The organism is Streptosporangium sp. G11 (assembly GCF_051192615.1).
In the GTDB taxonomy this organism is placed as follows: domain Bacteria; phylum Actinomycetota; class Actinomycetes; order Streptosporangiales; family Streptosporangiaceae; genus Streptosporangium.
Map to the genome: position 1 here is coordinate 58858 of NZ_JBPJUQ010000031.1, position 12741 is coordinate 71598.

The following is a 12741-nucleotide window of genomic DNA, read 5'->3' on the forward strand; positions in this document are numbered from 1 at the left end:
GGAGGCGGCCGGCCTCGGAACGAGCCCTCAGCAGTCGATCAGCTCGGGCGTCTGGTTGAGGATCTGCGACCTGGCGGTGATGAACCTCGCGTGGGCGCCGGTGGCGGCCGGGTCGAAGACCGCGACCCGGTGGCAGTTCTGGAAGGCCAGCTTCACCCCGAAGTGGCGCTCCAGGGCACCGCGCATGGCGTCGCTGGCGAGAGCGCGCAGGAGTTGGCCGCGAGCGGCCTCGTCCGGCGGGGGCACCGTGTTGTCGGCGAACTCGGCACCGGTGTGCTCGCGCTCCTTGACCAGGTCACTGATGAGCGACCAGGCGTACGGTAGGGAGTCTCGGACACAGGTGACGAATGCCGCGTCGTCCACCTCACCAGCCTTGGCCTGGTCGAGAAGATCGTTCGAAACGGTCAGCGACATGCTGCGTTCTCCTCACAGAAGGGGATTCATCAGACACTAGGTCGGGCTCACTGATCGCTCCATCTAGCGGGAGAGCGACACTCGCGTGGGCCCGAAGACGAAGGCGGGGTCGATCTGGGCCGCCAGATCCTCGCCCGTGGCCCTGTTCGCCCAGGCCTCCGCGTTGCGGAGGTGGAACTGCACGGCCTGGCGCCCGAAGCGGAACCAGTCTTTCTCCTGGGTGTCGAGATGGTCGAGAAGCGTGCCCAGGGCCCGGGAGTTGGCCGGTTCGAGGTCGCGGAGGGTGAAGGGGCGGCCCTGCTCCATCGCGCGGATCGCCGAGGAGTGCTCCAGGCAGACCAGCAGGTCGTCGCCGACCTGGTCGCGCAGGAACGCCACGTCCCCGGGGCCGTGGATCTTGTTGCCCACCACCGCGACCGGCACGCCGTAGTCGGCGGCGTAGTCGCGGTACTGCCGGTAGACGCTCACGCCCTGGCGGGTCGGCTCGGCCACCAGGAAGGTCATGTCGAAGCGGGTGAACAGCCCCGAGGCGAAGGAGTCGGCTCCGGCCGTCATGTCGACCACGACGTACTCGCCCGCGCCGTCGAGCAGGTGGTTGAGATAGAGCTCCACGGCGCCGACCTTGGAGTGGTAACACGCCACCCCCAGGTCGTCCTCGCTGAACGGGCCGGTGACCATCAGCCGGGGGCCCTCGGGCGTGGCGACGGAGAATCCGGTGTGGATCGGGTCGTCCCGCTCGTCGAGGCGGAGCAGCCGCGAGCCGGACCCCGGCGGGGTGGTCTTGACCATCGCGGCGGCCGACGAGATGCGGGGGTTGTCGCCTCGCAGGTATTCCTTGATCTCGGTCAGGTGCGAGCCCATCGGCCTCGGCAGCGCACCGTCGGCCAGCCCCAGCGCCATGCCCAGGTGCTGGTTGATGTCGGCGTCGACGGCCACGACGGGACCGCCCCGGCTCGCTGTGTATCTCGCGAACAGCGCCGACAGAGTCGTCTTGCCGCTGCCGCCCTTGCCGACGAATGCCACCCTCACAACGACGATCCAATCTGGTTATGAAAATCATTTCAAGTGCTCGAGGGGCCCATCATGCCACGACGGGCGGGGGCGTGTGGCGCTTATCGCGGGGCGGAGGGGAGGCGTGCTCGCATCGCGAATGCGGATAAGAGTGATTTCTCATGACAAGTACGGGCGAAAGGTGCGGGAGAAAATGCCTGCCATGTCATGGCCAGTGCCAAAGATCCGCTGTTACCGCTTCGCGGTCTCCTGTACGGACTCGACAACCGCCTTGGGAATCGGCGGGGCGGATGTTTGCCATCGGCGCCGATGAGATCCGGCCGGTCCGGGTATCCCACCCCGAGTTGGTTGATCTTGACCCCCCCGGCGAGATCGTGGACAAAGGTCAGCAAGGGGCTTCGGTGGTACGTACCGGTACCTGGTCGCGTCGCGTTTCCGACCGGCGGGTTCCTGAACGGCGGGTTTCCGACCGGCGGTTTTCAGGACGGCGGTTTTCGAGGCGGTGGACCGGTGGGTTCGCCGCGTGGAGGGTGGCGCTCGCGGTGCTCGTGACGCCGTCGATCGCTCTCGCCGCACCCCGTACGGGCGTGGCGGAGGCGTCCTCACCATCCGTCCGGGCAGAGGCCGGGACTTTCCCGGCGACGGTCGCGGGCGGGAAGTCCTCGCCTGTGCCGGTGGCGGGCGGGAAGTCCCGGCCTGTGCCGGTGGTGGGCGGGAAGCCTTCGCGCGTGGCGGTGGCGGGGGGGAAGGCTTCGTCTGTGGCTGTGGCTGTGGCTGTGGCGAAGGGGCGCGGGGCGGCGTTCGCCGTGGCCGACGCCGCCTCGACGGCGGGTGGAGGATCCGCTTCCGCTCCGACAGGGGATGAGAGGTCCTCGCCCGCCCAAGGGGCGGATGAGACACCCGCGCACGCACCCGCCGCGTCCGCGTCGGTGGAGAGCAGGGGGCCCGCGTCCGTACCCGCAGAGACGGGGGTGTCCGCGCCGGTGGAGACGGGAGCGTCGACGAGGACGGGAGTGCCGGCGTCGGCGGGGAGACCGGCGCCTTCGCCCGCGTCCGTGACGGGAAAGCGGCTCGCGCGGGGCGCCTCAGGTGGCGGGAGCCGTGCGGCGGCGGGTGCCGGGGAGTCGGAGGTCGAGATCACCAAGACGGCCTCGCCCGTCCTCGCCAAGCCCGGTCAGAAGGTCACCTACACCGTCAAGCTGCGCAACACCGGTGCCACCGGCCGCCCGGACCTCACCTTCACCGACGACCTGTCGGGCCTGCTCGACGACGCGAGCTTCGACCACGACCAGTCGGCCACGTCGGGCACGGTCTCCTTCGCCGAGCCCAGGGTGACCTGGACCGGTGACGTGGCCGCCGGTCAGACGGTGACGGTCACGTACGGCGTCACGGTGAACGACCCTCCGGCGGGGGATCTGCGTCTCTCCGGCGGGCTCGTCGGTCCCGAGGGCTCCAACTGCGAGGCCGGGTCCATCGATCCCGCCTGCGGGAACCTCGGCGCGCCCGGCTTGCCGCTGCTGTACGTCCTCATGACCGCCGACAGGGAGACCGCGGGGCCCGGCCAGGTGGTCGCCTACACGATCACCGTCGGCAACGTCGGCAAGGCCGTCTATCCGGGTGCCACGCTCACCGGGGAGCTCTCCCGGGTCCTCGACGACGCGGCCTACAACGGCGACGCCCGGGTCACCGGCGGCACTGTCTCGTACGGCGCGCCGAAGCTGGCCTGGACAGGCGACGTCTCGGTGGGCGAGACGGTCACGATCGCCTACAGCGTGACCGTCGGCACACCCGCCACCGGGGACGGGGTGCTGGACAGCGCCGTCCAGGCCACCGGGGGCGGGACGAACTGCCCGAACCCTGTGCCGTGGTCCGCCAGGCTCGCCGCTCCCGTCCCCGGTACGGGTCTCGGCTGCGCGCAGCGGGTCGCCGTGGAGAGGACGACGAGCACCGGGACGCTCGCGCCCGAGGCACCCGAGCCGGGTGACACCGCGGTGGACGCGGAGCCCGGGTCCGGCTGCCCGGCGGGGTCGACCGGCCCCGGCTGCGGGAAGCGGCCGGTGGAGACCGCCTCCGTCCCGGCGGCCACCGACGGCTCCGCCCCGGCGCCCGACCCGGACTCCGCGCCGATTCCCGCTTCAGCTCCCGGCTCGGTACCCGTTCCCGGCTCGGTATCCGCACCCGCGCCGGTTCCCGGTCCGGCGCAGGAGTCGGCGCAGGGGTCGGCGCAGGGGTCGGCCTCCCCCCCGGAGGCAACGCCCGCTCCCGGCCCGGAGCGAGCCCAGGAACGTGCCCCGGGACAGGCCCAGAAGCGGGCCCAGGAACGGGACCCGAAGCCTGCGCGGGTGCCGGAGCCACTCTCCGACCCGTCGTGCGTGCCGAGCCGGGGGCGGTCCTTCTCGGTTCCCTGTCCCGCCGGTTGGTCCCGCGTAAGGCAGGCCGGTCCCACGCTGCCGTACACGGGTCTGCCGTCCGGGCCGGTCCTGACGGGACTCCTGCTCCTTGGCCTCGGTCTGGCCCTGCGGCTGCGTACCCGGCGAGGGAGGTCCTAGCCGGGTACGCAGCCGCGCCGGATCAGAGCGGTTGGACCCGGCGGCGGTGGCGGCGGAACAGGATCGCGCCGGTGACCAGTCCCGCGACGGCGGCGGAGGCCAGCGAGACGGGCAGGACCCAGTCGGCAGTTTTCTCCGGCGGGGCCACGGTGTTGATGTCCGTGGCGCAGACCAGCACGGGTCCGGTGGCGCTCCTGCGGGCGCAGGCCGTCGTCGCCAGATTCTGCACCGCGGCCCCCGCGACCGCGCCGACCCGGGCGCTCACGTGGACGATGGCGTCCTTCTGGGGTGGGACGTTCACCGTCCACGCCACCTTGCCCTTCTCCACCCGCCCCCCGGCGTCGGCCTTCACGAAGGTCATCGACGGTGGCAGGGACTGCACCAGGAGAACGCGCTTCAGCTGGGCGGTCCCCTGGTTGCTGACACGAAGTGTGTACGTGTTCTCCGCGCCGGGAGCGGTCTCCCTCGCCCCGTCGTCGAGGGAGATGGAGACCGAGGGGACCGGATCGGCCCAGGCGAGCGGCCATCCGAGAGCGGGTGCGGCGATTGCGGCGAGCAGGCCCACGCTCGCCAGGCGACGTTTCATCCTCGAACCTCCATTGTTACGCTTAGTAATCACTCCATAACAGCATTCCGGCCCCCGTGGGCGCTCTCAACGCGCCGGACGCGCCGGGCGTGTCGTCCGCGGGTCGGCCGGTCCGTCAGTCCGTCAGTCCGCCGGTCCGGCCGGTCCGTCGGCTCGCGGGTTCGTTGGTTCAGCCGGTCCGCCGGTTCGGCCGGGGCGTCAGTGGCAGGCGGAGTCGAGGACGACGGCGTTCGTCTCGATGTGCTCGTCCGCGTTCCCCCGGTCGCCGGCCTGGACGGCGGGTACGGACCGGGGCGGGGCGGGCGGCGCCGCCAGGGTGGCTATGACCTCGCGCCTGATCAGGTGGTAGTCGGGTGCGCCCGAGTAGATCAGCGGGGGGACGAACTGGAGGCTCCTGATCCTGGAGTCCTTCACCTTCTCCGCCAGCTCGACCAGGTCGGGCAGCAGATCCCGCGGTATGTCGGTGGAGATGGCGTCGACGGCGGCGGTGGCCAGTTTCTCGAAGCTCTGGAAGACCGTCACCGGATCGGCCTGCTTGGCGACGGCGTTCAGCAGGCACTTCTGGCGGCCCATCCGCACGTAGTCGTCGCTGTAGGTGCGGGATCTGCCGTACCAGAGCGCCTCCTCGCCCGAGAGCTTTCGCCTGCCCGGCTCGATCAGGCCCTCGTTCTGCCTGCCGTACACGATGGGATCCTTGATGTGGACCCGTACGCCGCCCATCGCGTCGACGATTTCCACGAAGCCCCTCATGTCGACCATCGCGTAATAGGGGATGTGGAGCCCGAGGATGCCGCCGATGGTTCTTTTCAGGAGCGTCGGGCCGCGGTGTCGCTTGTTCTGCCGGGGAACCATCTCGGGGTAGTCCTCGGCGTACTGGTAGATCTCGTTGAGCATGCCCGGCGTGTACGGCGCCTCGCCCTGGAAGCCGTAGGGGAAGCGGTCGCGGGGCGGGCCCGGTGGCATCGGGACGTCCTCCAGGTTCCTGGGCAGGCCGAACAGCACGGTGTCGCCGGTCCGGGTGTCGACGCTGGCCACGGTCATGCTGTCGGTGCGCACGCCGACCCGGTTGGCCGCCGCGTCCGCGCCGACGAGCAGGATGTTGAGCCGGTCCACGCCCTTCCACGGGTCCACCGGGATCGGTGTGACGCTTTCGGCGAACACCGAGGTCACCACGTTGTGGGAGATGCGGGCCAGCCGGACCGTGTAGATCATGGGAGCGATCACCAGCACGCACAGCACGCCGACGGCGGCGGCTGAGAGGTACCGGGCCGCGGGGGGCGCGGACTCCGGCCGTACCAGCAGGTAGGAGCGGACGATCACGGCGACCGTCACGGCGGCGACCAGCATCGCGGTGAGCGCGAAGACCCAGAGCCAGGCGGGCTGCACGGCGAGGGAGAGCAGGGAGGGGCCGGCGGTCAGTACGGCGGTCGCGGCGGCTCCGGCGAGGATCAGCTCGACGCCCATCAGGAAGGCACCGGCCAGGCGGCGGCCCACCCAGATGTGGGCCAGGCCCCACAGAACGGCTGAGCCCAGTGTCAGTGCCAGGCTCGATCCGACTCCTGTTCGCCCTGTATTGCCTGCCATAGCCGTGACATCTCCTGTCCGTCAGACCAATACGTCGCAGGTTAGTAACGGTTTTCGGTTGAATCGGCTATGTGGTTGTTCGACGCGCTGGGGGTGGTGGGTCAAGGTTTGTAAACCAGATTTCGCCGTCGGGATGACACTGATCTCCAAGTTCGCGTCAAGAAGAGTCCGTAACCGGTTTTGCCAGGCAAACGTGGGGATTTTTAGGTAAAGCGGTTAGGGGGGCCCGTGCGTACAGTGATCGGTTCGATTTTGATCGCGCTCGGATGCCTTCTCGCTCCCTTCGCCCTCACCGCTTACTGGGCGGCGAACGAGATCGCCGACCCCAATCGCTACATCCGGAACGTGACACCGCTGGCCACCCACCCGGCCGTCAGGAACGCCATCACGAACCGCGTCACCGACGAGGTCATCCTGCGGCTGCGCGGGCTCGGTGTCACGGTCGGGGGGGAGCTCATCCGTGAGACGGTGAAGACCGGCATCGACGACGACTTCGCCGTCGCCTGGGTGGAGATCAACCGGTTGACGCACCGCCGACTCCTCGCGGTCCTGAGCCATGCCCCGAATTCCGCCGTGCCGGGCGACGGAGTCGGCTACGACCTCGCCCCGGTGTACGAACTGGTCAAGCGGAGGTTGCAGGTCGCCGGGCTGGGGGCCGCCTCGCGCCTGCCCCAGACGCACCCCGTCGCCCCGCTGCTGCCCACCTCCGCCGTGGCCGCGATCGACGGGACCTACGACCGGCTGGTCTCGCTGAGGTGGGTCCTGGTGTGCGCGTCACCGGCCCTGATCGGCGCGGGGGTGTTCCTGATCCGTGACCGGTACGTCGCGCTGATCGGCGCCGGACTCGGCCTGGCCGCGAGCATGCTCGCACTGGCGATCGCCATGTCCGCGGTCCGCAACGTCTACCTGCCCGGTTCCGTCACCGGCCTGTCCAACAACGCCGTGGTCGCGATATTCGACGCGCTGACCGCCTTCCTGAGGAACGGCCTTCGTGTGCTCTTCACGCTGGGCCTGCTCGTGGCGGCGACGGCCTTCGTCGTCAGGGGCAGGCGCATCCGTTCCAGGCTCGTGGCCGCGGCGTTCGAAAACCGCTCTCACCAGGCCGCGGAACCCTCGAAGGACGTCCCCGAGGGGTGATAGCCGAGCCGGGTGCGCGCGGCGGTGATGTCGAGGGTCCGCTCGACGGCCAGGTGGCCTGCGGCGTAGCGCGTCAGCCGGGGCGGGCGCGGGCGCCGGAGCAGCCGGGACGCGGTCTCGGCGACGGCGGCGACCGGGCCGACCAGTTTGAGCGGCAGGTAGTACGGTTCGGCGTCGATGCCGCGTTCCCCGAGGATCGCGCGCAGGGCGTCGTCGAGCACGACGGGTTCGGCGTCGGTCACGTTGAAGACGCCGTGGTCGACCGGGCCCTCGGCGGCGAGCAGGCAGGCCTGGACCAGGTTGTCCACCGAGGTCAGGCTGATCAGCTGGCGTCCGCCGCCCACCGCGAGCAGCCTGCCGCCCCTGACCGCGCCGAGGACCCGGGGAAGCAGCGTGGTGTCCCCCCTGCCGTAGACCGCATGCGGCCGCAGGATGACCGCCCGCTCCAGACACCTCTCCGCGGCGGCCTTCGAGGCGCCGTACGCGTTGGCGTACCGGCTGACCGGGGCGGCGTCCTCGGTGGCCATCACGGTCGGCCGGAACGGGTCGTAGACGCTCGCCGTGCTGACGTGCACGAACCTGGCACCGGGAAAGGCCGCGGCGGCGTTGCGGGTGCCGTCCACGTTGGTGGCCCAGATATCGCGCGGCGGCCCCCAGTCCGTGACGCTCCCGGCGCAGTGGATCACCACGTCCACCTCCCCCGGAAGCGTCACGGGGCGGGGGGCGAGAAGATCCCACGAGGTGTACGGGGCGCCGCCGACGTGCCCGCCGTCCACCCGGGGCCGCCTGCCGAGGGCCGACACCGTCCAGCCCCGCGCCACGGCCGCCCGGCAGACCGCGCCCCCCACGAATCCGGAGGCGCCCGTCACCGCGATCCTCGGCCCTCCGCCCGGGGCGGGCGGCTCAGGCACGGCGGGCGACCAGGTCCCGCAGGGCGGCCCGGTCGAGCTTGTCGGCCCGCCCGGAACGGGGGAAGGCGGCGAGCGGCTCGATCCGGTCGGGCAGGGCCGCGGCGTCCACGATCTCGGGAAGCGCCTTGCGCAGCAGGCCCTCGTCGTAGCCGTCCGCGGGAACGACGGCCAGCACGACCTCCTCGTCCCCGGTCTCGGGGTCGGAGAGCCCGACGATCGCGGCCTCGGCCACCCCGGGCAGCGCCGCGATGCCGGACTCGTACAGGCCCGGGTAGATGTTGACCCCGTCGCGGAGGATCATGTCCTTCTTCCGGCCGAGCAGCACCAGCCGGTCTCCTTCGAGCCGGACCAGGTCGCCGGTGGCGATCTCCCGCAGCGGCTCCTCGCCGAGATAGCGCTGCGCGAGGTGGGGGCCGGAGACGAACAGCTCGCCGTCCTCGGCGATCCGGACGCCGACGCCGGGCAGGGGCACCCCGAGCAGATCCCCCTCGGCCTGGGCCAGCTTCTCCCCGGCGGACGCGATCGCGATGGGGAGCGCCTCGGTCATCGCGTAGACCGACAGGATCTCGGGACCGGCCTCGATCGCGCGGCGGAGCACGCCCGGCGGGGCGGGAGCGGCGCCGAGCAGGAGATAGCGCAGGGTTTCGGGGAGCCTGGGGGTCTCGCGCAGCAGCCTGTCCAGGTGCACCGGCACGGCGAAGGTGTGGGTGGCCCGGCGCGCGGCCAGTTCCGTGGCGAGGTCACCGCCCCCGGGCAGGGACCAGGTCGCCCCGGCCAGCAGGGCGGGGAGTCCGAGCATCAGCTGGTCGGTGTGCACGACGTCACCGGGGCCCAGCGGGAACGCGCTCCTGAACATCTCCAGCCCGGCCGCGAGCGACCCCCGGGTGTGCACCACCCCTCGCGGGCGCGCCGTGGTCCCCGAGGTGAAGATCACCGCTGCCGGTTGGTCCGGGTCCGTCCCGTAGGCCTCCCGACCGGCCGGGCCGGCGGGGCCGCCGGACGACCGGAGGATCCGGGAGAGCCGCAGCGCCCCCCGGGGGACTCCGGGCAGCCACGGGCCCGTGTACAGGTGGCGGACCGGGTGGCCGGGAAGCGGGTCCGCGAGGTTCGGCAGGAGCAGACCCCGGCGGCGGGCCAGGCCCCTGAGCGGGCCGCTCAGTGTGTAGAGGAGGGACTCGCTGACCACCCACGCGGGCCGGGTCGCGGCCATGCGGGCCGCGAGCACGTCGGGCGCCAGGCCGGGGTCCGCGAGGACGAGCGTCCCGCCCGCGGCCACCGCTCCCAGCGCCAGCGCCACCGCGTCCACCCCGGGCCGCACCGCGAACAGCACCCCGTCGCCCGGCCGCAACCCGTCCTTCGGCCGCGCCTCGTTCTCAGGCCGCGCCTCGATCTCAGGCCGCACGTGGTCTTCCGGACGCGCCTGGTCTTCCGGTCGTGCTCGATGTTCCGGCCGTGTCCCGTTCTCCCGCCGCGCCTCGTTCTCCGGCCGTGCGGAGGCCTCCGGCCGCGCGCGGTTCTCCGGTCGTGGCCCGCTCATCGCGTCGCGGACCGCCGACACCCGGCGGGCCAGCTCGCCGTAGGTGATCTCGCGGCCCCGGCCGTCGACGATGGCGGTACGCCCAGGCTCCCGTCCGGCGACGGTCATGATCCCGCTGACGATGTCGTTCACGCGGCACCGGCCCGGTCGATCCACAGGTGTTCGTAGGTGGGGATGAGGACCCGCCTGGCCGCGCGTCGCCGTACGACGCGCACCCGGTGGGAGAGCAGGACCGAGGCCACCGCGCGGATCTCCGCCAGGGCCAGGGGGTAGCCGATGCAGAAGTGCGGGCCCGCGCCGAACCAGAGCCTCCGCAGCTCCGGTGGATGGGCGCGGGAGGGGTCGAACGGGCCGTACGCCCTGGCGCAGTTGTGGGTGACGATCAGCACCCGGTCGCCGGGGCGCACCGCCGTGCCGCCGACGCGCGCGGGGGCGGCCACCGAGCGCAGCATCAGCGGGGTCGGCGTGGTGACCCGCATGGCCTCCTCGATGACCCTGTCCAGGTCGTCGACCGGGGTCCGGTGGTCGTGCAGGAGGGCGACGAGCCGGGGGACGAACGTGGCGACGGTCTCGGTGCCGGTCAGGAAGAACGCCCCGGCCGCGCCCCTGGCCTCGGCCACGGACAGGCCCTGCGCCCGCATCCGGCCCATGACCGTGGACTCGCCCCCGGCCTCGTAGGCGGCCTGCGCGATGTCCCCGATCCGGTCCAGCACCCGCCTGGCGACGGCCACCTGCCGGTCCGACAGTCTCCGAGAGCGCAGCGAGACCATCGAGACGACCCGCTCCCCGTCCGCGAACAGCTCCCTGGCCCGTGCCTCGGAGACCTCGCCCAGCCCGATCACCCGGCAGATCACCGCCCCGGCCATCAGCCGCATGGCGTCCACCAGGTCGACCGTCTCCCCCCGCTCCAGGCGCGCGGAGAGGTCGTCGAGCGGCCCGTGGAGCACGTCGTCCACCAGCGCGGACACGTATCCGGTGGTGAACAGCGGCATCAGCTTCCTGCGGAGCGCGAGATGTCCTGGTCCTTCCATGTTGAGCAGTACGGAGGGGCCGAGCACGGGCGTCCACAGGTCGCCGGGCGATCCGGGGCCGTCCTTGCGGAACCGCTCGTCCATCAGCACGGCCCGCGCGAGGGCGGCGTCGTTGACCACGACTCCCAGCCCGGGGACGCGCACCACGGGCCCGAGCCGGGCCAGCATCCGCATGAGCGGGTAGGCGAAGGGGTGGGCGGCCAGATAGAGGCGGGTCTCGTGGTTCACCGGACGTCGATCACTTCGGGCCGGTAGTGGTGGTCGGCGTACCAGGCGAGGGTGCCCGCGAGGCCGTACGCCCGCAGCCTGCGCACGGAGCCGAAGACCACCACGTCGCGGCGCGAGGCGTACGCGGGGGTGAGGGTGCGCACCCGGTTGACCAGGGCGCGGTCCTCGTGGACCTCCTCGATCGCGGTCCTGGGGAAGCCGCCCGCGCGCTCGTAGAGGTCCGCGGTGATGGCCAGGGTGGCGCCGGGCATCATCACGTACGGGCCCCGGAAGCGGGGGTCCCTGTTGCCCGGCCGGAAGCGCCCGAAGGTCGCCGCCACCTCCACCACGAACGGGATGAGGTGGCGCTCCCACAACTTGAGCCGGAACTCGTCGGTACGGGGCCGCAGCTGCCCGCCGACCATCTCCAGCCCGTCGCCGAAGGCCCGCCGGATGTTGCGCACCCAGTCGGGGCGGGGCAGGCAGTCGGCGTCGGTCCTGGCCAGGTGGGTCGCCCCCCGCGCGATGGCGTGGCGCATGCCGGTGTCGGAGGCGGCGCCCGTGCCCTTCCTGGTCTCGACGACCACCTGGACGCCGTGTCGCCGTACGACCTCGGCGGTGCCGTCGGTGCTCGCGTTGTCCACCACGAGCAGCGTGAAGTCCTGGTCGTCCTGCTCGGCCAGCGCCCGCAGCGTCGCCTCGATGCCGGGGGCCTCGTTGTAGGCGGGAACGATCACCCAGAGGTCCATCACATCTCCGCCAGCATGACACCGCTGCTGATTCCGCCGCCCAGCCCGAGCAGCGCCACCCGGTCGCCGGGTCGCCAACCGCCCAGCGCGAGCTGGAGCGGCAGCGTCGTCGAGGCGCAGTTGCCGTGCTCGGGCAGGCTGACCACGAGCCTGTCCTCGGGAATGCCGAGCACCTGGGCCAGGAAGCGCAGGTAGGGCAGTGCCACCTGGTGCACCGCCACGATGGCGAAGTCGTCCCAGGTCAGGCCGGTGCGTTTGAGCGCGTTGAGGAAGATGTCCGGGCCGATCGCCTCGAAGGCCTCCTTCAGCCTGCGCCCGTCGCCGCGGAAGTAGGAGTACTCGGGGTCGCGGGGGTGCGCGGAACCGCCTCCGGGCAGGGTGCCGATCGCCCAGGCCGTGGAGTCGGCCGCGAAGTCGCGGTAGAAAATGCCACGTTCCATATCGGCGGCGACCGTGACCGCGGCCCCGGTGTCCGACAGCGTGTAGCCCGCGAAGGAGTCGACGAACTGCGCGCGATCCCTGACCCGCCACCGGATCGCCCGCGACGGGATCTCGCCCGAGCAGATCAGCACCTTGCGGTGCGCGCCGGTCAGGATCAGGGCCTCGGCGATCTGGATCCCGTTGAGCATGCTGTTGCAGGCGTTCTTGACGTCGAACACCGGGCACGAGAGTCCCAGTTTGGCCGCCACGATGTGCGCGGTGGCGGGCTCGACCATGTCCTGCGAGGCCGACGCGAAGATGAGCAGGTCCACGTCGGAGTGGTCGAGTTCGCGGGCCGCCTCCGCGGCCAGGTCCGACGCCTGCTGGTCGTCGCGGGCCACGTGACGACGCCGGATTCCGGTCAGCCGCTCGACGACGCCTCTGTGGGGCGCGTAGCCCTCGATCCGCCGTTCGACATCCGCGCTGGACACGGTCCGATCCGGCAGATACGTCGCGACGCCCGTGATCCGGGCTTTCATTGATCTCCCTAAACAGCGTCAAGACTCCACATGCTCGCGCAATGTATCTAAAACACGGTGATTTGT

General features: G+C 71.6%; 11 protein-coding genes. 2 read left to right on the forward strand and 9 right to left on the reverse strand.

The genetic code is table 11. The features are described 5' to 3' along the window. Positions 1-27: 27 nt before the first annotated feature. Both ACSDR0_RS26445 and ACSDR0_RS26450 read right to left on the reverse strand, forming a co-directional pair. Complete coding sequence (locus ACSDR0_RS26445) at positions 28-414, reverse strand: SCO5389 family protein (RefSeq protein ID WP_435291573.1); 387 nt, start codon at positions 412-414, stop codon at positions 28-30. A gap of 63 nt (positions 415-477) precedes the next feature. Further along, positions 478-1443, reverse strand: a complete 966-nt coding sequence (locus ACSDR0_RS26450; protein ID WP_435291574.1) for an ATP-binding protein — start codon at positions 1441-1443, stop codon at positions 478-480. Positions 1444-2480: 1037 nt separating this feature from the next. Here ACSDR0_RS26450 and ACSDR0_RS26455 point away from each other — a divergent pair. Beyond that, positions 2481-3974, forward strand: coding sequence for a hypothetical protein (locus ACSDR0_RS26455; RefSeq protein WP_435291575.1), 1494 nt, complete (start codon positions 2481-2483; stop codon positions 3972-3974). A 22-nt stretch (positions 3975-3996) separates the two neighbouring features. Here the strand turns inward: ACSDR0_RS26455 and ACSDR0_RS26460 are convergent, their stop codons facing one another. Both ACSDR0_RS26460 and ACSDR0_RS26465 read right to left on the reverse strand, forming a co-directional pair. Then, positions 3997-4560, reverse strand: coding sequence for a hypothetical protein (locus ACSDR0_RS26460; RefSeq protein WP_435291576.1), 564 nt, complete (start codon positions 4558-4560; stop codon positions 3997-3999). A gap of 198 nt (positions 4561-4758) precedes the next feature. Continuing rightward, entirely contained in the window at positions 4759-6144 is a 1386-nt protein-coding gene (locus ACSDR0_RS26465) for an LCP family protein (protein WP_435291577.1), read from the reverse strand. 228 nt (positions 6145-6372) lie between these two features. Between ACSDR0_RS26465 and ACSDR0_RS26470 the strand changes: the two genes are divergently transcribed. Continuing rightward, positions 6373-7281 carry a hypothetical protein gene (locus ACSDR0_RS26470; protein WP_435291578.1) on the forward strand — a complete coding sequence of 303 codons (909 nt, stop codon included), beginning with the start codon at positions 6373-6375 and terminating at the stop codon, positions 7279-7281. Here the strand turns inward: ACSDR0_RS26470 and ACSDR0_RS26475 are convergent. From ACSDR0_RS26475 to ACSDR0_RS26495, 5 genes are read right to left on the reverse strand one after another with little or no spacing between them, the layout of a single operon-like run. Continuing rightward, complete coding sequence (locus ACSDR0_RS26475; protein ID WP_435291579.1) at positions 7239-8150, reverse strand: NAD-dependent epimerase/dehydratase family protein; 912 nt, start codon at positions 8148-8150, stop codon at positions 7239-7241. The genes ACSDR0_RS26470 and ACSDR0_RS26475 overlap by 43 nt on opposite strands. A 34-nt stretch (positions 8151-8184) precedes the next feature. Further along, positions 8185-9861, reverse strand: a complete 1677-nt coding sequence (locus ACSDR0_RS26480) for an AMP-binding protein (protein ID WP_435291580.1) — start codon at positions 9859-9861, stop codon at positions 8185-8187. After that, positions 9858-10988 (reverse strand): cytochrome P450, encoded by a 1131-nt coding sequence (locus ACSDR0_RS26485; RefSeq protein WP_435291581.1) that lies wholly within the window; start codon positions 10986-10988, stop codon positions 9858-9860. Before ACSDR0_RS26485 ends, ACSDR0_RS26480 begins: the two co-directional genes overlap by 4 nt. Continuing rightward, the gene (locus ACSDR0_RS26490; RefSeq protein ID WP_435291582.1) at positions 10985-11716 is read right to left on the reverse strand and encodes a glycosyltransferase; all 732 of its coding nucleotides are present in this window, start codon (positions 11714-11716) and stop codon (positions 10985-10987) included. Before ACSDR0_RS26490 ends, ACSDR0_RS26485 begins: the two co-directional genes overlap by 4 nt. Further along, the gene (locus ACSDR0_RS26495) at positions 11716-12675 is read right to left on the reverse strand and encodes a 3-oxoacyl-ACP synthase III family protein (protein ID WP_435291583.1); all 960 of its coding nucleotides are present in this window, start codon (positions 12673-12675) and stop codon (positions 11716-11718) included. Before ACSDR0_RS26495 ends, ACSDR0_RS26490 begins: the two co-directional genes overlap by 1 nt. Positions 12676-12741 lie beyond the last annotated feature (66 nt).